The organism is Agrobacterium sp. AGB01 (assembly GCF_014851585.1).
In the GTDB taxonomy this organism is placed as follows: Bacteria; Pseudomonadota; Alphaproteobacteria; order Rhizobiales; family Rhizobiaceae; genus Agrobacterium.
Map to the genome: position 1 here is coordinate 125876 of NZ_JACVAB010000007.1, position 20768 is coordinate 146643.

The window sequence follows — 20768 nt, forward strand, 5'->3', positions numbered from 1 at the left end:
TTCATCGGCGAGGGAGACGCCGGGAGGAAACGTCTTGAACGACACCGAACGCCATAAAGCCATTACTGACCTTTTGCGCGAGACACCGTTCGCTTCGGTACGGGATCTGCAGGAGCAACTCGGCGTTTCTCCAGCCACAATCCGTCGTGATATCGACAAGCTGCATGAGCTTGGCCGTGCACGCAAAGTTTATGGCGGTATTTCTGCGATGGAGCCGGGTGACAGCGTCCGCCTCTCAGCACGCCCCTATGACGAAAATCGTGACATTGCCGTCGAGGCAAAACGGGCCATTGCAGCCATGGCTGCTGATCTGGTGCGCGATGGCGATTCCATCATCGTGCATGCGGGTTCGACCTGCTACCAGCTTGGTATTCTACTGGCGCAGCGCAATCTGCGGCTCTGGACCAACTCCATGCCGCTTGCAGCCTATCTCGGCGAACATGGCACCTGCCAGCTTTCACTTGCAGGCGGCGATCTATACCGCGAACCGGGCATCATCCATGATCCGACAGCCGGCTCCCCGGGCTTTTTTGCCTCACGTTTCTTTGTGGGCACGCAGGGCATCAGCGGCAAGGGGCTGCTTGAATCCCATCCCCTGCTGGTCAAGGTGATTGGAGAACTTGCAGCCTGTGCTGACGAGATTGTTCTTCTGGCTGACAGCCGCAAATTTTCCATTCAGCCACGCAATGCCGTGCTACCGCTGTCGCGCATCGGCACCATCATCACCGACGACGGCTTGACGGACACTGCCTCGAAAATGCTGGAAGATGCTGGCGTCAGCATCATGATCGCCAAGGTGGGAGGTGCAACATGAGCGCCAATCCTCTTGCAGTCTTTGATCTTGGCAAGACCAATTCGAAACTCTTCGTCGTATCGGCGGAGGGTCAGGTGATTGACGAGGCCCGCACGCGTCCCATCTGGCGCGAGCAGGATGACCTGCGTGTGCTAGATGATGGTGCACTTTTCGACTGGATGAAAGGTGAGCTTGCTCGCGTTGTTACCGCGCATGGCGTCGACCGCATCACCTTTTCCGGCCATGGCTGCACATTTGCACTGACGCGCGGCGACCAGCTGGTTCACGCCATCCTCGACTATGAACAGGAACCACCTGCCGATATCGCCGCACGTATTGATGCTATGGCACCGGAGTTCAGCGAAACCTTTTCGCCACCGCTGCCGCTCGGCTTCAATTGCGGACGACACCTGCTCTGGCTTGATGCCCGCGATCCGGCACTGATCGGCAAGGCAGAGGCCATTCTTTGTTACCCGCAATTCTGGAGTTGGAAATTTTCTGGTCGCGCAGTGAGCGAAGTCTCTTATCTCGGCTGCCATTCCAATCTGTGGGCACCATTAAAAGACGATTTCAGCAGCCTCGTTGACCGCATGGATTGGCGGAAAAAAATGCCTGAATTTGCAAGCGCAGGCAGTGTCATTGGAACATATGCTGTGCGGTTGGAAGACGGCCGAACCGTTGACGTTGCCGTGCATAATGGCGTGCATGACAGCAATAGCGCGCTTTATTTTTACCGCTCGCTTGGCTTCTCCGATTTCACGTTGGTTTCAACCGGCACCTGGGTCATCATCTTCAATCCGGCAAGCTCGCTGCAAACACTGAATGCCAAGCGCGACATGCTTGCCAACGTAACAGTCGATCACCAACCAGTGGCCACGATCCGCTTCATGGGTGGCCGCGAATACGATGTTGCCAGCGGCGGGTGGACGAAGCCTGTATCGGCCGAAGCCGTTGCGTCTGTTATCGCCAAAAAGGCGTTTGCTTTGCCATCCTTTGCGCCGGGCGGTCCCATGCCCGGCCAAACCGGCCACTTCATTGGCCCCGTGGTGGATGGCGAAGAGCGCGCCGCCGTTGCCATGCTCTATGTCGCCCTGATGACCGACCTGTCACTCGACCTCATTGGTTCGAAGAACACGATTGTCATTGATGGCGGTCTGGTCAAAACAGGGCTTTATGCCTCGGTTCTTGCAGCCCTCAGACCGGATCAGACCGTGCACACCAGTGCCAACCCTGAGGGTAGTGCCTTTGGTGCGGCTGCTCTCGTCTTTGATGCAGGTGGCCACAATCCTTTCGTCAATGATTGCGCCACGGCAACTGCGGCGACCATAGCCGGACTTGAGGACTATCGCCTTAGATGGCGTCAGCATGTCGATGCCCTGACAGGCCAAACGCAAGACGATGCAAAGGAGAAGTGCGCATGACCTTGACGGCAAGCCAGCAGCACCCGCTCCTTGAAATGCGCGAGATCAGCAAGACATTCGGCGCCTCAAAAGCCCTGTCCCAAGTCAGCCTGACCGTACATGCCGGTGAAGTCCATTCACTGATGGGCGAAAACGGTGCTGGCAAATCGACCTTGATGAAAATCCTGTCCGGCGCCTATACGGCTGATCCCGGTGGGTCGGTGCTGATCGATGGAGCGCCCGCCTTGCTTGGTGATCCACAGAGGGCTAAGGCACTAGGCATTGCCGTTATCTATCAGGAACTTTCACTCGCACCCAACCTAACCGTTGCGCAAAACATGTTCCTCGGTAACGAGCCTTCCCGCTTCGGTGTCGCAGACCGGGCAGAGATGCGCCGTCGCGCAGAACCCATCTTGCAACAACTCGGTATTGGTTTCGGCCCAGGGCGGCGCGTGGCCGAACTCTCACTTGGCGAACGGCAAATGGTGGAGATTGCGCGGGCGCTAACGACCAATGCGCGTATCATTGTGATGGACGAGCCAACGACCTCCCTGACAACACGCGAGACCGACCGGCTATTTGACGTAATTGCCCGCCTGAAGGCGAAGGGCATCGGGATCATCTATATCAGCCACCGCATGGAAGAGATCTATCAGCTCTCGGACCGGGTGAGTGTGCTGCGTGACGGCGCCTATGTCGGCACCCTGGAACGATCCGAACTGTCGGCAAACAAGCTTGTCTCGATGATGGTCGGACGCGATCTGTCGTCTTTCTACAAAAAAGAGCACCGGCAAGTGACGGGCGAACGCGCTGCTGTCCTGTCGGTCAACAATGTCGGCGACGGCGTCAGAGTGCATGACTGCTCTTTTGATGTGCGTGCCGGTGAAGTGCTTGGTGTTGCCGGGCTGGTTGGATCAGGCCGGACAGAACTTGCCCGCCTCGTTTATGGTGCCGACCACAAGACAACAGGCAGCATTACGCTCAACGGCAAACCGGTCGCAATCACATCACCTCGCGCAGCGCTCGATGCTGGTATTGCCTATCTGACAGAGGACCGCAAATCGCTCGGCCTGTTCCTCGACATGTCGATCAGCGACAACATCAATATCGGCGTCATTGCGGGTGATGCCAAGTCCGGCGGCGTACTCAATTTTTCGAAGGCGAGGGAACGGGCCGCCCATGCGGTAAAATCCCTGTCGATCCGCACCGCCGGTACGCAGATCAATGTCGGCGCCCTCTCTGGCGGCAACCAGCAAAAGGCACTGCTTGCGCGCCTGCTGGAGACAAAACCGAAGGTCATCATTCTGGATGAACCGACCCGTGGCGTGGATGTCGGCGCGAAATCGGAGATCTACCGGATCATTGATGAGCTTGCCCATAACGGCATCGCCATCGTCGCCATATCAAGCGATTTGCCTGAAATCCTCGGCATTGCTGACCGAGTGCTGGTCATGCGTGAAGGCCGCATCGCCGGCGAGGTCACCGGATCACCGGAAGAACCGATCGGACAGGAAGCGATCATGGCACTGGCAACCGGCACGGCCGGCCACGCAGCCTGACAACGATAACAGAAAAAGAAGTGGGAGCGGAACAATGAGCGCAAGTGAGACCGAACAGAGCAGGATGGAAAAGCTGAAACTGCGCTCAACCCTGACGGCGCTCGGCATGTTGCCTGTTCTTGTTCTGCTGGCCATCGGCTTCCACTTGATCAGTGGTCGGTTCCTTTCAGCCAATAACCTTTCCATCGTCATGCAACAGGCATCGATCAATACGGTGCTTGCAGCTGGCATGACCTTCGTTATTCTGACCGGTGGTATCGATCTGTCCGTCGGGTCGATCCTCGCAGCTTCCGCGATGATTGCAGTGATTGTTTCTCTTGTGCCTGATCTCGGCATGCTGGGAATTCCGGCCGCGATTGCTGCCGGCCTTGCCTGCGGTTTCCTCAACGGTGCCATCATCGCCTGGTTGAAGCTGCCGCCCTTTATCGTCACACTGGGTTCACTGACAGCCATTCGTGGCGTTGCACGTCTGCTCGGCAACGACACCACTGTGTTTAATGCGGATCTGCCCTTTGATTTTATCGGCAATGGCACGCTGTTCGGCGTTCCGTGGCTGGCGGTTATCGCGCTGACGACCATCGTTGTGTCGTGGTTCATTCTCAAACGCACGGTGCTCGGCACATGGATTTATGCGGTGGGTGGCAACTCGGAAGCCGCCAGACTGACCGGCATCAAGGTGCCACTGGTTCTCCTGTTCGTCTATTCGATGTCTGGTCTGTTGTCCGGTGTTGGCGGTGCCATGTCTGCCGCACGCCTTTATGCGGCCAATGGCCTGCAGCTCGGCCAGGCCTACGAACTTGATGCCATCGCAGCGGTCATCCTTGGCGGCACGAGCTTTGTTGGCGGGGTCGGTTCGATCTGGGGCACCCTCATCGGCGCCCTCATTATCGCCGTGCTTTCCAACGGCCTCATCCTCGCCGGTGTCTCTGACATCTGGCAGTACATTATCAAAGGCCTTGTGATCATCGTCGCCGTCGGCCTCGATCGCTACAGGCTCCAAGGGCTTGGCCGGACCTGATTTCCGGCTGAACGAACCGGTTGGGAACCGGAAACAACCGCGCAAAACGCGCATTATGGAGGAAAACATGCGTCTTATGTCCAAGTTGCTTATCGGCACCGCCATGGCTGCCGCCCTTTGCATGCCCGCAGCCGCCAAGGACCTCAACAAGATCGGCATTTCGGTCGGTCTGCTTGGTAACCCGTTCTTTGTTGCCACCATCAAGGGTATCGAAGACCGCGCCAAGGAGATCAATCCAAACGTCGAAGTTATCTCCGTTTCCGCCGACTATGACCTCAACAAGCAGGTATCCCAAATCGACAGCTTCATTGCTGCCGGTGTCGACATCATCATGCTGAACGCTGTTGACGCCAAGGCCATCGCGCCAGCTGTCAAAAAGGCAGAGGCCGCTGGCGTTGTTGTGGCAGCGTTTGACGTTTCCGCTCCGGGCGCCAACGTCACCGTCATGACCAACAACGTCAAGGCTGGCGAAGAGGCCTGCAACTACATCGCCGAAAAGATCGGCGGCAAGGGCGACGTTGTCATCATCAACGGACCGGCCTCGTCCTCGATCCTCGACCGCGTTCAGGGTTGCAAGGAAGCTCTTGGCAAACATGCAGATATCAAAATCCTGTCCGACGACCAGAATGGCCAGGGTTCCCGTGAAGGCGGTCTTGCCGTAATGCAGGGTCTGTTGACCCGATTTGACAAGATTGATGCTGTTTTCGCGATCAACGACCCGACAGCAATTGGCGCTGAACTTGCCGCAAAGCAGCTCAACCGCAGTGAGTTCATCATTACCGCTGTCGACGGTGCACCAGACATCGAAAAGTCGCTCGCCAGCGGCAATTCCATGATCAAAGCATCCGCTTCGCAGGACCCATATGTCATGGCCGGCCAGGCATTGAAGCTTGGTGTGGACGTGCTGAACGGCAACAAGCCGGCTGAGCCAATCGTGCTGCTCGACCCGCAGCTGATCACCGCAGACAACGTCAAGGATTACAAGGGCTGGACTGCAGCTCGCTAATCTCCTCGAGACCGGACTGGCATCGTACGTATATGCGGTGCCAGTCCGACTTTTTTCCATTCAATTCAGAAAGTACCGGGATATGTCGAAGATCGGTGTGCATTCCTTTGTCTGGAGCGCGGGCTCCTCGCGCGATGAGCTTGAAAAGGCGCTCGAGAACACGCAAAAGCTGGGCTACAAGCTGATTGAGTTCTCTTATCTCGATCCCGCTCAGGTCGATGTTTCCTGGCTTGCAGGGCGTATCCGTGAACTCGGCCTCGACGTTGCCGTCAGCATGGGCCTGCCGCCCGAAGGCGATATCTCGAGCGATGACGCATCAGTGGTGGCCAACGGCGCCGATATCCTTGACCGGGCTGTCGCGCTGGTGCGCGATCTCGGCGGCAGCAAACTTGCAGGCATATTGAGTTCCTCCCATGGCAAGCAGGAACATGTGCTGACCAGAAGATCATGGGATAATAGCGTCTCAGCGCTGACCAAGGTGGCAGACCGCGCCAAAGCATCCGGCGTCACACTCAATCTCGAAATCGTCAATCGCTTCGAGAGCAACATGCTCAACACAGCGGCACAGGGCATGGCCTATATCAAGGATACAGGCGCCTCGAATGTGCTGCTGCATCTCGACACCTTCCACATGAACATTGAAGAGGCCGATGTCGGCCTTGCCATCCGTCACGCGGCAGACAAGATAGGCTACATCCACATTGGCGAAAGCCACCGAGGTTATCTGGGAACCGGCACAATCGACTTCCCGGCAATCTTTGATGCGCTGGTAGCAATTGGCTGGGATGACTATGTGACGTTCGAATCCTTCTCCACCACCATCGTCGATAAAGATCTGTCACTGAAGACGGCCATCTGGCGCAATTTGTGGGGCGATAACGTTGCTCTGGCCAAACATGCGCACCGCTTTATCGAACTTGGGCTGGAAACAGCCCACCTTAAAGGCCAACTGGTTCGTCAGGCTCATCTGCCAGTTTAACGAACAGACCCAACACGCCTTAAAGTTCGTCGGCGGCCCACACATCTGAGCCGCCGACTTCTTGGGTCGCGCTTATTCAGCGGTCGCTTCGATATCGATCCGGCCTAACAGATACATCGGATTTTGCGATGCGGCTGCCAGATCAAGAACACCAAGGCCGTTCGGACCCTTGGCCTTGATAGTGACAGTCAATGTGCCTGGCGCGTTGATGAAGCGAAGAACGGCATCAGCAGTGCCCTGCAGTTGTGGCTGGGTGGCCGTGATTTCCTGCAGGCCCATGGTCGCACCGACCGTCAAGATGCCCCGCACCTGATCTTCGGTCATGTTGTTTTGCGCCGCGTAGAGCTTCACGGCCTTGTCAATCAGACCTTCGTCCTTGATCGTCATCTTCACTTCGCGGCCAGCGAGGCCAAAAAGCGCGCCTTGCATGCGTGTGGTATCAAACGAGAAAAACTCCTCGCCAAAGCCACTCACCAGACCGGAAAAATTGATGCTGCCGATATCCTTGCCATTCGCAGATATTTCCTTGATGACGAGGTTCTTGTTTGCTTCATCCCAATTTGCAGCAAGCCCGTAGGAGACGGTCAGGACCTCCATACCCATCTTGCGCAACTGCACGAAGGTTTCATCCGAAGAATTCTCAGGGATTGGAAGCGTCAAATCTTCCTGTTTGATCGTGATGTCGGTTGGAATGCCGTTAAATGGCTTGGTCAGTGCCATCTCATAGTTCTTGAGCTGGAACTGAACGCGCTCAGGCACCGCCGCCGCCGCTTCATCACCTTCTGCCGTATCATCTGTCTTTGGGGTCGTCACATCAACGTTGATACCTGCAGCGCGAATGGTGCCCAATTCCGGCATCAGTTGGCTGAATGGAAAGCTGGCCATCTCGTCTTCTTCAAGACTCACAAACTTGCCGAAGCCCTCGAGCGACGAACCCCAGTCGAAACCTGTCAGGCTGGCCTCAGCAACTTCGATTTTGTCGTCGCCGTTACCCATTTTCAAGCCGTGCAGGCCGACATTGAGCGTGCGACCGTCCATTTGCAAAAAAGTACTATCAACGACCAGCTTTAGCTTCTTTCCTTCTTCATCGATCGCCGTGTCAGGGGCGTCGACAGTCAGGCCGCGCAGCTCCAAATCGGCCTTGCCCATCATGTCGACGAGAGAAAGAAACTTGCCAAAATATGCCTGCCTCTCTTTAGGTGAGAGATCGTCATAGTTTGTCGCTGTTGAAAGTGCCTTCAAAGTCTCCAGAAGGGGCTCCGATGGCATGCGCGAGCTGACCCCCTTGCTGATCATCTCATCATAAGTGAACTTCGTCTCACTGTCTGAGAAAGCAATTTTGCTGACCGTAACTGGTCCATAGACAAGCTTTGCGTCCTTGTCGTCAGGGCCAGCCTTTTCAGTGTACAGCCGGACAAGATAGGCAACATCAATGCTCTCACCTGCGATAGCACCGGTCGTGATCAGCATATTCTTCGTTTTGTTCGCGGCATCACTCTCCGGCAGATCGACCGTGACATCATAGCTGCTGCTATCGACCGAATATTGGGCGATCTTGCCATCGGCCACCCCTGTGAAGACAACATTTTTGTAAACTGTCTTCTGGCCGGTATTGGCGACCTTTTGAGTCGCGATGGTTTCAGGAATAAAAATACGCTTTGCGGAAAAGCTTGCAATCACGTCAGCAGGAGAGGCGTCGTGCGAGATATTTTTATTGAAAGCCGGCTCTTCCCAGCGGATATGCGGTATCGAAGCGTGGACCAATTGTGTCTCGACTTCAACGCCATTTACCTGCAGATCGCTTTTGAGGAACAGAAATTCCTGGCGGCCATCAGCCGCCGCAATACGCAGATTGCCGCCATCGGCTTGTGGCAGCACAAAGTTGCGAACATGAATGCGTCCGAGAAAATCGACCTTGACGACCTCAGCTGTGCCGCCTGTGCTGGCGATGAAATCCTTCACTTTACCTTCGTAGACAGTCTTAACCCCGACGACGCCGACGGCTGCAACTGCGATCACTGCAACGGCTGCCAATAGTCCTTTGCGCCGACCCTTGACGGTCTGGTTGTTTGCCTGTTCCACGAAGTTGGTCCTCTTACTATACAGAATTGAAACGAAACGTCTTTTAAGCACGCGAAAGTTGCTTCGCAAGCCTTGGGGGGCATGCATCAAGCGCTCTTGGTAAATCAATAGCTTGCGAAAATACGCATCCCCCACGCAGGATAGGTGGGTGTCGCGATGAGCGAGGCAGCCGCGATCTACGGCAGTGCGCCGTAAATCGCGATCGCACAATCAAGATCAGGCGGAAAACTTCACGGTCACGCCACGTTGGCGGAAATAGGCCTGCATCAGCTTACGGCCGGAGCGGTTGTTATGGGCCAATTTTGCCGGATCAAAAACCGCTTCCTTTGCACCTTCACGCGCCAGTGCCTGTTTGAGGTCCGCAATATGCAGGTCAATGTCAGAATTATCCGACTGGATCGATGCGTAAATCTTGTCAGTTACCTCAGCTACGGTCTGTTCGCTCACTGTACTTATCCTCTCATTCGTAAAACCGGCCGGATATCACAAATTTTCTGCCTGTCCTACTGGATGAGTGATGTTCACAGAACCTTAATAACGGAAGTCTTCCGCAAATTTCGACTGATCTTTTCTTTGAACCAAAAGTGATCGTCTATTTTTGCATAGCTCCACTGCGCTATTGGCTATTTCGAAGGCACGCATTTTATCGTATTCATTAACTCAACGAAGCGATGCACCTCCTCCCGCAAAGCTTCGTCATCAGACGGCCCACTCCTCCTCCCAAGGGACGTCTGGCAGAATAGCGGCATCCTCCTCCCAGTCGCTATTCAATTCTTTCGAAAGCCTGCCGCACCTCCTCCCGCGGCAGGCTTTTTCGTTTCTCGCTATAGTTTCAGATATTTTTCGAGGCAGCACTCTGCCAGCAAAGCAAAAAATCGCGCTTTTAGCGCGGTGGAGTTGGGCTGCAATCAACGATGTCGTGTGGCTTGCGGCCGGAATGCAGAAATCCTTCCCTTCGTTTTAGAAGGAAAGGACAGTCGTTAGACAGAAAAACGATCAGCCGCCAAAGCCGAAGCCATCAGGAATGTCTGTCAGCGTAATGCCGAATGGCTCAAGGCTTTTCAGGATCCAGGTCTGATTGTTGCCAATACGGCGGTTATATTCTGCCCAAGCGGACACGAATGTCTTGAAAGGCTCGTCCACACTGTAGTTGAGGGCAATCACCGACGGTGTCGACAATACCGGAGTAGGGACCTGTACGGACCCGATGTTTGGTGCCTTCTTTGAAATCACGAGCCCGTTCAACATGGTGTTGACCAAGCCCTCGGCCTTGCCCGTGGTAACAGCAACAATGGCTTCGTCGCGGGTCTTGAAACGCAGAATATTGGCCTTTGGAAGATATTGCTGGGTGATCAGGTCCTGTGCAGAGCCGAGATCCACCGCAAATGTGTATTTGGGATCGTTCAGCTCATTCCAGGTCTTGCCGCTGAGCTCATCTTTTGAGGAAACGATGACAAAGCTGTTGTAATAGGTCGGATCAGAGAACGACACCGACATGGCGCGAACTGGCGTTGCAGTAACCGCAAAAGCCATGTCGACCTTGCCGCTTTGTACATCGAGGATAGCGTTCGCCCAGCTGGATTCAACCACTTCAAGTTTGACGTCGAGCGTCTTGGCAATGTCATTCGCCATGTCGATGACAAATCCCTGCCACTCGCCCGTGCGGGGGTCCTTGTTGAAATAGGGCGTTTCATTGAGAATAGCCGGGATACGAAGGACGCCGCGCCTACGGATATCATCGATTGTCCCAGCTGAGGCAATGGTGCCGCCCAACAGTGACAGTGCCATCACTGCCGCACCACAGAGCTTGGAAAATAATTTCATAATCTCGTTCTCCTATGTTCCCCGGAATATTTTTTACTGTCCGCGACCCCGCTCCTGAAAGTCCAGTCCACGAGGCCAGGCGGTCGAGAACCAGCCTATCCGTGATTTGACAGGGGACAATGCTAGAGACGCGGACGTACTTATCGGCTTTTTTATATGTCGTGCTCACAGCGGGGGAAGCGAAAGCTCGCTAGCCCGTGGAGGGTCGAGCACCGGCCCGACAAGCTCGCGGCGACAGTCGTCGAACAACTGCTGTACCATCGGGTGTTTCTGCAGAAATCCTGCGGTTCCGAAATAGACGCGCACCTCTGGCAGATTGGTGAGTTTTTTACTGCGGATCGTGTGATCTTTCGGACCGACACACCACGATGGAATAATCGAAAAGCCCAGCCCCTCGGCCACACAACGTTTGACGCTGGAACTGCCTGAAGTGGACACAACAGGTTGCACGATTGCCCCGTCTCGCGCCAGAAAATCGACCGCAAGATTTCGAAGGGTCTGTCCGGGCTCGTAGGTTATAAATGGCCGCCCCTCCGCCCAGCTTGGTATATCCTGCGGGTCAGGAAGTTCGCCCCAGCTTTCAGGATAAACACAACTCAGCCTGTAACTGCCAAGCAATCGCTGCGGCACAACCGGATCACCAAAATATCGCTCGGAAATACAGACATCTAGACTACCGTTCTTGACGAGTTCGGCCAGCACGGTGTCACGTTCATACACCGCGAACTCGATTTCCGGAAAAACCTCGCGGAACCGCGACAATATGTTGGTGAAAAGGTAATAAAAAATCGCTTGTGGCATGCCGACACGAAGTGACGAACGTTGGTTCTCAATCAGCTTTGTCAACCGTTCGAGCATGATATCAAGCTCTGGATGCAACAGATTATAAAGTGCGCGCCCGCGCGGCGTGAGCGAAATCCGCTTGGCGCCCTGTTCTGAATCGATCAGCTTACCCTTCAGAATCTGCTCCAGCCGCCGGACATGATTGGCGGCTGATTGGTAACTCAAGTTGAGTTCTCGTGCCGCACCGGAAAACGATCCCAGGCGCGCCACCTGATAAAATGTCTGGATGAGTGTAAGGCTTATCTTGGCCATGACTTTGGTCCCCCTCCCTCTTTTCTAGAGAGTGATGAGTTTTTAGCGGATACAAATTTCGTGACCAAGTAACGTCATCATCTTGTATCGACGGACAAGGCCAGCCTCCGCCAATATCGGGCGACAAGCAACAAGGTCGGCCAGAAATTTATGCAATCCCGCTCTTCATTCAGCGTTATCGTCGTCGGATCCGGCATCGTCGGTGCTGCGACTGCCTACTTTCTGGCTCGGCGTGGCGCAGAGGTAAGGCTGCTTGACGCATCCGCACCTGCAGCCGAAGCAACCGGGGCTGCAGACGGCGCCGTCTCGGTCGCAAGCAAGCGTCCAGGCCCAATGATGACCGCAGCAATGAAGGGTGTCGCACTCTATGGGCAGCTGGCAGATGAGGGCCTGTTTGCAGGCGCGTTCAAACGACGCTCGACCTTCATCATTGCAGCGTCCGACGATGAATGTGCTGTGTTGGATGCCCATTCGGCAGCACTTGCAAGCGCCGGGGTAACTGTAAAGACGCTTAGTGACGCGGCCTTGCACCATTCATTTCCGGCACTTTCGCGACAGGCGAAAATGGCTGTCGAGGTGCATGGTGAAGGCCACGCCATCGGCTATCAGATCGTTCACCGGCTGCTGAGTGCCGCAAAAATCAAAGTCGACCGCGATACCCAGGTTGAGGGCATACGCGTTGAACAGGGCGGCAACCGCATCGCCTCTATTGCCACCAACCGCGGTGATCTCAGGGGCGACGCGGTTGTTATTGCGGCCGGCAACGGATCCGCCAAACTCCTTGGTTTGTCAGATGTGCTGACACCAAGAAAGGGTCAGCTTCTGGTGACCGAACGGGCAACGGCACTCAATGCCCTAATGCCCGGCGCCATCATGTCCGGCCGCTATCTCCTGAGCAAAGGCAGCCAAAAAGGTGCGCAGGCAGCAGCATCGCGTGGCCTCGGACTGGTTATCGATCCGCTCACCACAGGGCAGTTTCTGATCGGCGGTACCCGCGAAGATTTCGGCCGCCGCGAAACCAACGATATCGATGCGGTGACGCAGATATTGTCCAGCGCCGTCGATCTCGTTCCCGGTCTGGCCGGCGTCAGGCTGTTACGGAGTTTTTCGGGCGTTCGCACCGCTGTTATTGATGGTCTGCCGCTGGTAGGGCGAATTCCGGGTCTCGAAAACGGCTATGTCGCAACAGGTTTTGAAGGAGATGGCATTTGTCTTGGCCCGGTAACCGGCAAGGCTATCGCGCAACTGATTTGCGATCAAAAAACTGATCTTGATATCTCCGCGTTTAATCCTGCCCGCTTCAACAGTTGTGGAGTGGCAGCATGACCGCAATGACGTTTGAGTGGATGGGTCAGAATATTCCGTTTCGTGCGGGTGAAAGTGTCGCTGCAGCCTTGGACGCAGCCGGCATCCGCAGCTTCGGCCATGACACACTGGGACAGGAAACACGGTATTTTTGCGGTATCGGCGCCTGCCAATGTTGCATCATGCGCATTGACGGCACAGTCCGGGAAGCCTGCATCACTCCGGCCAAAGTTGGCATGCGGGTGGAGCCGATGGAGAACAGACATGGTTGAACCAGATGTTCTCGTGATTGGTGGTGGGCCTGCCGGCATGGCCGCGGCGACAGAGGTCGCGCGCGCCGGTTACATGGTTCAACTCGTTGAACAACGCGACACTCTCGGTGGTGCAATCTACCGCCAACCGATTGCCGGCGTTGAAAGGTCATGCCACACGGCGCAGATGCGGGCTCGTTGGCAGGCGATCCTGAATAGATTTTCGCAAGCCCGTATCCCGGTGCACCACAATTCGGTTTTCCTCGGCGTGGATGGCGACGGAGTGGTTTTGCTGGACAACAGGCGCACCGGACACATCGAGCAGCGCCGTCCACGGGGTGTCATCATTGCCTGTGGTGCTGTCGAAAAAGTCTTGCCGAGGCCGGGTTGGCATCTTCCCGGTGTGTCCACCGCCGGTGGTTTGCAAGTGATGATGAAAGAAACGGGCAGGGCACCGGAGGGGAATATCCTTCTTGCGGGAAGTGGTCCCTTGCTGATTGCAGTTGCCGCGCAGATGGCCAGGTTGGGCAATCCACCGGTTGCCATTGTCGAGGCGGGTGATCCACTCCAACAAGTGGGACCGTCTTTTGCAATGCTGCCCCATCTTTCACTGCTACGTGAGGCGGTCGGATATCTTGCGCATATATATGCCCGACGTATTCCGTGGATACGTGCCGCAAGCCTGGTGGCAATCGAGCCTAATGAAACTGTACTCCTTGCAACCCTTCGCCGTAACGATGGCAGATCCCAGACTATCGAAGCGGATCGCATCGGCCTGCATGATGGTATTCGCCCGAACGATTTTGGGCTGCCGCCAGAGGTCACCGACAGCCCGTCAGGTCCGTTCGTTCTGCGGGCCGGTGACTGCCGCGAAGCTTTGGGCGCCTTTGCAGCCGACGCAGATGGCAGGCGGGCAGGCCAGGCAGCCGTTACCATACTTTCGGGCAAAGGGACGGCGGCGAACATCTTCAAAACAATAAATCGTGCCCGCAAGGCGCAGGACACCCTGTCAGCCCTTTTTGCGCCATCCGATCAATCATCGGTCTTCAACCAGTTGCAGGATGAAACCGTGCTTTGCCGATGCGAAGGCAAGACAATCGGTGATCTTCGCCAGCTCTGTGACCGCGAAGATCTGCTGAGCGGACGCGAAGTCAAACACAATGGCCGGTTTGCCATGGGCGCCTGTCAGGGCCGTTTCTGCGCGGAAAATGCCGCCGCTCTCATGGCTGAACTCAACCCGGGCGACCGTGCTGCGACAGCACAGGACCTCACCGGCCGCCGCTGGCCGTTACGTCCGGTTTCCATCGCGGCGCTGACTGGCGCCAACTCCACTCCCCACGATAACAATTGAAAAGGTTTACCGAGATGACTCAAGCGCAGCGATTGATACTTGATACAGCCAAGGTGATCCTCGTCCGCAATCCATTCAACGATACACCGGTTGGTGAAATTGCCGTCAGTTCACCTCTCGAGATCGCCGCAGCCATCACACGTGCCAAGGCAGCCCAGAGCGAGTTTCGCCATTCAACACCGGCGGTCCGCCGCGCAATGCTGAATGCTCTGGCGCTGGAAATCGCCGCCGACGCGGAAAATCTTGCCAAGACCATTTCCAATGAAATGGGCAAGACAATCCGGGAGGCGCGTAACGAGGTTCGCAGAGCCCAAAACACGCTGCGGCTGTCAGGAGATGCGGCAACATTTCTGGATGGTGAAGCACTGCACTGCGCTATCGTCGAAGGCGGCGCCGACCGTCTTGCAACCATTACCTACGAACCAGTCGGCGTGATCGGCGCCATCACACCATTCAACTATCCGCTGAACCTGCTTTGCCACAAGTTGGGTCCGGCAATTGCTGCTGGAAATGCAGTCGTTGCAAAACCGTCTCCCAAGGCACCCCTCGCTGCAGCACGCCTGCGTGAACTTGCCTTGAAGGCCGGATGGCCCGCTGATCTTTTCCAGATTGTACATGGTGCAGCTGAGGCGGCTCTTTCATTGGCCATGTCACCGATTGATCTGCTGTCCTTCACCGGCGGTCCGGCTGCCGGCCTGGCGCTCAAGAATGCCAGCGGTTTGATCCGGTGCCTCATGGAATTGGGCGGCAACGATCCGCTGTTTGTCCTGCCCGACGCAGACCTCGACAAGGCAGTCGCCACCACCATCGGACATCGTTTTGAGATTGCCGGTCAGAGCTGTGCCGCTGTCAAAAAGCTCTATCTGCACCGCGACATCGAAAAAACCTTCACAGAAAAATTGCTGGCAGCCGTTGATGCCGTGGAGTTTGGAAACCCGTCGGATGAAGATACCGACATGGGCACTGTCATTGACCTTGCTGCAGCCATGAATGTGGCTGACCGGATCGCCGCAAGCGTTTCCGGATCCGGCGCAAGATTGCTGACCGGCGGTTCCCATGACGGCACGGTGTTTGCCCCGACCGTGTTGACCGATGTCACGGCAGATGCGCCAGTCATTGCCGATGAAACATTCGGTCCGGTTATTGCAATCCGGTCGTTTTCCGACCCGGCTGAAGCGATCGCAGAGGTTAATGCCGGTGCCTATGGATTGCAGGCGGGCATTTTCACCAATGACCATGCGCTGATCAAGACCTTCTCAAGGGATCTTATTGTCGGGGGTGTCATGGTCAATGAAGGACCAGACTTCCGGGCGGAACACGTGCCGTTTGGCGGCGTAAAGCGCTCCGGACTTGGCCGTGAAGGTGTTCGCATTGCTCTTCGCGAGATGTCGGAACCAAAAGTCGTCATCGACTGAGGAGAAACGCTATGCGCATTGCTATTCTCGGCGCATCCGGCAGGGTTGGTACTCGTCTCATTGAGCTCACCCTTGCCAATCCCGGACTGGAACTGGTTGCGGCACTCGTTTCGCCGCACTCGAGGCTGGTTGGTACGCCAGTTGCCGGTGGCAGCATTGAATATCGCCCGGCGGAACGCTGGATAAAGACCCGCAGCGATGTGATGATCGACTTTTCCACTCCTGCGGCAAGTCTTGCGATGCAGGACCTTCTTGGCACGAAGAGCATTCCAGTGGTCATCGGCACCACTGGTTTCACATCGGAAGATGATGCGCATTTGACGGCATTTTCCACCAGCCGACCGTTGATGATCAGCGCGAATTTCGCCCATGGTTTTGAATCATTCCGGCGTTCAGTGATCGATTTTGCCCGCCGCATGCCAGACGCCACAGTGACGATCAGCGAAACCTATCATGCCCGCAAGAAGGCGGAGCCATCCGGCACGTCGCGGCTTCTGGCACGGGATCTGTTTGAAGCACAGAGCCTTGCCATGGGGTTTCCCGCACCAGAGCCGGTCATCCTGATTGATCGTATCGGTGAAACAGTCGGTATCAACGAAGTACGCTTCACCATGGGATCGGCCCGTACAGTTTTCAGCTACCGCGTCGAAACACTGGCGGCTTACGCGGAAGGCGCGCTGGCCGCCGCGCAGTGGCTGGTTTCAAGGCAACACCTCGCAGGGCGCTACAGCCTGGCCAACAGTCTGGCCGATTGAACGAGATAAAGAGAGGAACTTGGACCATGCAGAACATTCATGACCGTTTCAACGGAGTTTTCACTGCCCTCATTACCCCTTTCAAGGATGGCAGCGTCGATCTGCTCGCCTACGATGCATTGGTTGAGCGCCAGCTCGAAGCCGGTGTCGCGGGACTTGTGCCTGTTGGCACAACCGGTGAGGCCGCGACACTGAGTGACGATGAAGCCGATATGCTGATTGCGCGCACCGTCAAGCTGGCCGCTGGCCGCGCGATTGTCATGGCTGGAGCAGGCGCCAATGACACCAGGAAAACGATCGAAAAAGTGAAGCGCGCCGAAGAAGCTGGCGCCGACGTGTTGCTGATCGTTACGCCCTACTACAACAAACCGACGCAGGCCGGACTTCTGGCTCACTACAGTGCAGCCGCAGAAGAAACATCGTTGCCGATCATGCTTTACTCGGTTCCGGGTCGTTGCGGTGTCGAGATTGCGCCGGAAACCTGCGCCGAACTCATGCACCGTCATGACAACATCATTGCCATCAAGGAAGCTGGCGGCTCAGCATCGCGTGTGACGCAGCTTCGCGCGGCATGTGGGGAGGGATTGATCATCCATTCCGGCGACGATGGCCTGACCCTTCCGTTCCTGTCTCTCGGTGCCGCCGGCGTTACAAGCGTTGTCTCCAATGTTGCCCCGCGCGAAATGGTCCAGCTTGTCGAAGCCTGGAAGTCGGGTGACACGGCGCGCGCGCTGGCGCTTCACGAACTAATCGCCGAACTGACGGACGGAATGTTCATCGAGTCCAATCCCGGCCCGGTCAAGGCTGCGCTGGCGCTCTCCAATTTGGCGGGACCAGAAATGCGCCTGCCGATGGTACCTGTATCGGACGTGAATCGCGAAAAGCTCATTGGAATTCTCGGTCGTTTTGCCAGTGCGTCTGTCGCCTTCCAAGAAATGCGATAAGCAGCGCCATCAGCTTTGCATTGTTCGCTTGTGGCGGACATAGCACTATCAAATTGTCAGCTGCTGTTACCTTGCGGCGGCTGACGCAAAAAACAAGGGAACAACAATGACAAAACCAACCGATGAGAAGCTGCGGTCCTCGCACGGGTATTGCCCGTTTTTATGCGCGGCCGTGACAGCCGGAGGTGAGCGATGAATTACAGCTGGGACTTCCATTCCGTATGGCAGTACTGGGATCTCTTTCTCTGGGGCCTCTGGATCACTGTCGTCTATACATTCGCCTCGATATTTTTTGGCATCATCATCGGTTTTGTGACCTGTGCGGCGCGGCTTTCCGGCTGGAAAATCTTCTCGGCCATTGCCCGCATCTATCAGGAAATTTTTCGCTGTACGCCGCTCTTGGTGCAGCTATTATGGTTCTATTACGCGTTTCCACTGCTGATCGGCGGTTCGATCGACAATAGCCTGGCAGCCATGTTGACGCTGTCGCTTTATGTCGGTGCGTTTTACGCTGAAATCTTCCGCGGCGGCATTGTTTCGATCGACAAGGGACAGCGCGAAGCGGCATCCGCTATCGGCATGAGCCCGTGGCAGTCGATGATCCGCATCATCCTGCCGCAAGCGATGAAAAGGGTGCTGCCATCCTTTATCAACCAGTCGGTCATCCAGTTCAAAAACACATCGCTGGTGTCGGTGATTTCGGTTGCTGACCTCGCCTACATGGCAGCGGTGGTCAACGGCCAGACCTACCGGCCGCTGGAATCCTACACTTTAATGGCTGGCCTCTACATCGCCATGCTCCTGCCGCTTACCCAGGCTGCAGACTGGATCGAACGACGCCTCAGAGTCAGCGACTAACGGAACGGATGCATGAACATGACACAGCACACACACGACAATGTCCCTGTCATCGAAACGCAAGCGCTTCGTAAGGCATATGGCACACATGAGGTTCTCATGGGGCTGGATCTCAGCCTCAAGCGCGGTGAAGTCGTCGCACTGATCGGACCCTCGGGCTCTGGCAAGTCAACCTTCATTCGTTGTCTCAACATGATGGAAACACCGACCGGCGGCACGGTTCGCTTTCGCGGGAAAGTCGTAGGCCAGAGTTTTCGTGACAAGGGAGAGGCGGTCGGCATCGGTACCTTGCGTCGTCATGTCGGCATGGTCTTCCAGCATTTCAATCTATTCCCGCATAAAACTGTGCTGCAAAACGTTACCGAAGGGCCAATTGTCGTCTGCAAGCGGCCAAAACGCGAAGCGGAAGAACTTGCGATGGATTTGCTCGGGCAGGTGGGATTGGCCGAGAAACACGCCTCATATCCGGCTCATCTGTCGGGTGGCCAGAAACAGCGTGTGGCAATTGCCCGGGCACTGGCTATGGAACCCGAAGTCCTGCTGCTTGACGAAGTGACGAGCGCGCTTGACCCGGAATTGGTCGGCGAGGTTCTGGCGGTTATTCGTGGGCTGGCCGACAAGGGCATGACCATGGCAATCGTGACGCATGAAATGGCTTTTGCCGCAGACGTGGCAAGCCGCGTGCTGTTTCTCGACGGCGGCGTAATTGCTGAAACCGGAACGGCAGATGAAGTCATTCTGCGTCCAAAAAATCCGCGCTTGCAAGGCTTTGTCCAGCGTTTCAGGGGGCAGACATTGTGACAAAACTCAACGTCAGCATCGTCGGCGCTGGAGAAATCGGCGTCGCCATGGCCCGAACCCTGTCGAAAAGTGGCGAATTTTCCATTCAGGTCGTTGACCGCTCGGAAGAAGCTCTGTCACGCTTGCAACAGATGGAGATAGATGCCTCTGTCAAAGCTGTTCGACACGGAGAGGATTTGCAGACCCATCTGAGAGGGCAGGATGTTGTCGTTGCAGCCGTGCCGGAACCGGCGGTCGCAGATGTTGCAAAAGCCGCAGCCAGAGCCGGCGTTCATTACCTCGATTTCACCTGCCCAAGGCCGGAAACACAGGTGATACTGGACCCCTTGTCAAAATACCGGGCAGTTTTCAGCGGATGTGGCGTGTCTCCCGGGCTGATTGGCAATGTCACCTGCGGCCTGCTCAAATCATTTTCACCTGTCACCGACGTCATCATGCGTGTCGGCGCCATCCCGCGTTATCCCACCAATCGTCTCGGTTACGGGCAAATCTGGAACGTTGACGGGCTGATCGATGAATATACCCGGCCGAGTGCCGCGATCCGGGATGGGCAGCCGGTTATGCTGACACCCCTGGAAGATTACGGCCGGTTGAGTATTGACGGAGTGAGCTACGAAGAGTTCATCACATCCGGCGGAGTAGAGGCGCTGTCGATCTTCTCGCATGCCGCACCGAAAAACCTGACCTTTAAGACCATCCGCTATCCGGGCCATCTCGATTATATTCGTTTTATGCTTGATGATCTCAACCTTCGTCACCGGCGCGATATGCTGCGTTCGCTGCTCTACAATGGCCTACCGGTTATTGAAGACGACATTCTGCTTCTTGTGGTGACTGCACGCGGCTATCGTGGCAGGTTGCCGACCGAGCGGACTAAGTCCTATCGGTTTGCACCAAACAAGGACGTTGGCCCGTTCAACGCATTGATATCAGGCGCAACAGGTTATGCGGCCGCTCTGTTGTCTATGTTAAGCCAAGGCAAGATTGAACCGCACGGGCATGTCGCACATCACCTCATTGATACGGATGCGCTTCTGGCATCACCGTTTCTCAAGCCACTTTTGCACTAACTGGTAGTCGACTCTTCATGCAAAGGTTTGGACGATATTCTTGACCGGTTGCCATGGCGACAGGTGCCATCCTCATGGCCGTGGCGGACCTCGTCGGTCGTAGTATTATTGCACCGCTTGAACTGCCTGCGGGGGTCGTTACCGCAGTTCTCGGCGCACCTTTTTTTTGCTGTGAATGCGCCCACCGGCATCCAGAAAACCTCCGTTTCTGGAGGATTTGTCAGCGACAAAAATGACGCCATTTGAAATTGCGCATCAACAG

General features: G+C 56.0%; 20 protein-coding genes. 16 read left to right on the plus strand and 4 right to left on the minus strand.

Annotated features, from left to right (window positions below):
* The first annotated feature begins 34 nt into the window (after window positions 1–34).
* The 6 genes from IB237_RS21430 to IB237_RS21455 all read left to right on the plus strand — a co-directional run bounded on the left by IB237_RS21430 (window position 35) and on the right by IB237_RS21455 (window position 6755).
* The gene (locus tag IB237_RS21430; protein ID WP_192490758.1) at window positions 35–814 is read left to right on the plus strand and encodes a DeoR/GlpR family DNA-binding transcription regulator; all 780 of its coding nucleotides are present in this window, start codon (window positions 35–37) and stop codon (window positions 812–814) included.
* Entirely contained in the window at window positions 811–2214 is a 1404-nt protein-coding gene (locus tag IB237_RS21435) for an FGGY-family carbohydrate kinase (RefSeq protein ID WP_192490759.1), read from the plus strand. Before IB237_RS21430 ends, IB237_RS21435 begins: the two co-directional genes overlap by 4 nt.
* Window positions 2211–3752, plus strand: a complete 1542-nt coding sequence (locus tag IB237_RS21440; protein WP_192490760.1) for a sugar ABC transporter ATP-binding protein — start codon at window positions 2211–2213, stop codon at window positions 3750–3752. The genes IB237_RS21435 and IB237_RS21440 overlap by 4 nt, the downstream gene beginning before the upstream one ends.
* A 34-nt stretch (window positions 3753–3786) precedes the next feature.
* Window positions 3787–4770 carry a ribose ABC transporter permease gene (locus tag IB237_RS21445; RefSeq protein ID WP_192490761.1) on the plus strand — a complete coding sequence of 328 codons (984 nt, stop codon included), beginning with the start codon at window positions 3787–3789 and terminating at the stop codon, window positions 4768–4770.
* 67 nt (window positions 4771–4837) lie between these two features.
* Window positions 4838–5776 carry an ABC transporter substrate-binding protein gene (locus tag IB237_RS21450; RefSeq protein ID WP_192490762.1) on the plus strand — a complete coding sequence of 313 codons (939 nt, stop codon included), beginning with the start codon at window positions 4838–4840 and terminating at the stop codon, window positions 5774–5776.
* Window positions 5777–5858: 82 nt separating this feature from the next.
* Window positions 5859–6755: a sugar phosphate isomerase/epimerase gene (locus IB237_RS21455; protein WP_192490763.1), complete on the plus strand. Its 897-nt coding sequence runs from the start codon at window positions 5859–5861 to the stop codon at window positions 6753–6755.
* A gap of 72 nt (window positions 6756–6827) precedes the next feature.
* Here the strand turns inward: IB237_RS21455 and IB237_RS21460 are convergent, their stop codons facing one another.
* The 4 genes from IB237_RS21460 to IB237_RS21475 all read right to left on the minus strand — a co-directional run bounded on the left by IB237_RS21460 (window position 6828) and on the right by IB237_RS21475 (window position 11756).
* Window positions 6828–8837 carry a hypothetical protein gene (locus tag IB237_RS21460; RefSeq protein WP_192490764.1) on the minus strand — a complete coding sequence of 670 codons (2010 nt, stop codon included), beginning with the start codon at window positions 8835–8837 and terminating at the stop codon, window positions 6828–6830.
* 216 nt (window positions 8838–9053) lie between these two features.
* A complete protein-coding gene (locus IB237_RS21465) occupies window positions 9054–9284 on the minus strand; it encodes a hypothetical protein (RefSeq protein WP_192490765.1) in 231 nt (76 codons plus the stop codon).
* A gap of 549 nt (window positions 9285–9833) precedes the next feature.
* Window positions 9834–10661 carry a transporter substrate-binding domain-containing protein gene (locus IB237_RS21470; RefSeq protein WP_192490766.1) on the minus strand — a complete coding sequence of 276 codons (828 nt, stop codon included), beginning with the start codon at window positions 10659–10661 and terminating at the stop codon, window positions 9834–9836.
* Window positions 10662–10826: 165 nt separating this feature from the next.
* Window positions 10827–11756 (minus strand): LysR family transcriptional regulator, encoded by a 930-nt coding sequence (locus IB237_RS21475; protein WP_192490767.1) that lies wholly within the window; start codon window positions 11754–11756, stop codon window positions 10827–10829.
* 150 nt (window positions 11757–11906) lie between these two features.
* On the opposite strand from IB237_RS21475, the gene IB237_RS21480 reads away from it, so the two are divergent.
* The 10 genes from IB237_RS21480 to IB237_RS21525 all read left to right on the plus strand — a co-directional run bounded on the left by IB237_RS21480 (window position 11907) and on the right by IB237_RS21525 (window position 20742).
* Window positions 11907–13082, plus strand: a complete 1176-nt coding sequence (locus IB237_RS21480; protein WP_192490768.1) for an FAD-binding oxidoreductase — start codon at window positions 11907–11909, stop codon at window positions 13080–13082.
* A complete protein-coding gene (locus IB237_RS21485; RefSeq protein ID WP_192490769.1) occupies window positions 13079–13333 on the plus strand; it encodes a 2Fe-2S iron-sulfur cluster-binding protein in 255 nt (84 codons plus the stop codon). The genes IB237_RS21480 and IB237_RS21485 overlap by 4 nt, the downstream gene beginning before the upstream one ends.
* On the plus strand, window positions 13326–14663 hold the full coding sequence (locus tag IB237_RS21490) for an FAD-dependent oxidoreductase (protein ID WP_192490770.1): 1338 nt from the start codon (window positions 13326–13328) through the stop codon (window positions 14661–14663). The genes IB237_RS21485 and IB237_RS21490 overlap by 8 nt, the downstream gene beginning before the upstream one ends.
* A gap of 14 nt (window positions 14664–14677) precedes the next feature.
* Complete coding sequence (locus IB237_RS21495; protein WP_192490771.1) at window positions 14678–16078, plus strand: aldehyde dehydrogenase family protein; 1401 nt, start codon at window positions 14678–14680, stop codon at window positions 16076–16078.
* 11 nt (window positions 16079–16089) lie between these two features.
* Window positions 16090–16833, plus strand: a complete 744-nt coding sequence (locus IB237_RS21500; RefSeq protein ID WP_192490772.1) for a dihydrodipicolinate reductase C-terminal domain-containing protein — start codon at window positions 16090–16092, stop codon at window positions 16831–16833.
* A 26-nt stretch (window positions 16834–16859) separates the two neighbouring features.
* Window positions 16860–17777, plus strand: a complete 918-nt coding sequence (gene dapA, locus IB237_RS21505) for a 4-hydroxy-tetrahydrodipicolinate synthase (RefSeq protein ID WP_192490773.1) — start codon at window positions 16860–16862, stop codon at window positions 17775–17777.
* Between the two features lie 192 nt (window positions 17778–17969).
* Window positions 17970–18635 carry an amino acid ABC transporter permease gene (locus tag IB237_RS21510; RefSeq protein WP_192490774.1) on the plus strand — a complete coding sequence of 222 codons (666 nt, stop codon included), beginning with the start codon at window positions 17970–17972 and terminating at the stop codon, window positions 18633–18635.
* Between the two features lie 12 nt (window positions 18636–18647).
* Window positions 18648–19436, plus strand: coding sequence for an amino acid ABC transporter ATP-binding protein (locus IB237_RS21515; RefSeq protein WP_192490775.1), 789 nt, complete (start codon window positions 18648–18650; stop codon window positions 19434–19436).
* Entirely contained in the window at window positions 19433–20506 is a 1074-nt protein-coding gene (locus IB237_RS21520) for a saccharopine dehydrogenase NADP-binding domain-containing protein (protein ID WP_192490776.1), read from the plus strand. The genes IB237_RS21515 and IB237_RS21520 overlap by 4 nt, the downstream gene beginning before the upstream one ends.
* A gap of 53 nt (window positions 20507–20559) precedes the next feature.
* Window positions 20560–20742, plus strand: coding sequence for an iron chelate uptake ABC transporter family permease subunit (locus IB237_RS21525; protein WP_192490777.1), 183 nt, complete (start codon window positions 20560–20562; stop codon window positions 20740–20742).
* Window positions 20743–20768: the final 26 nt, after the last annotated feature.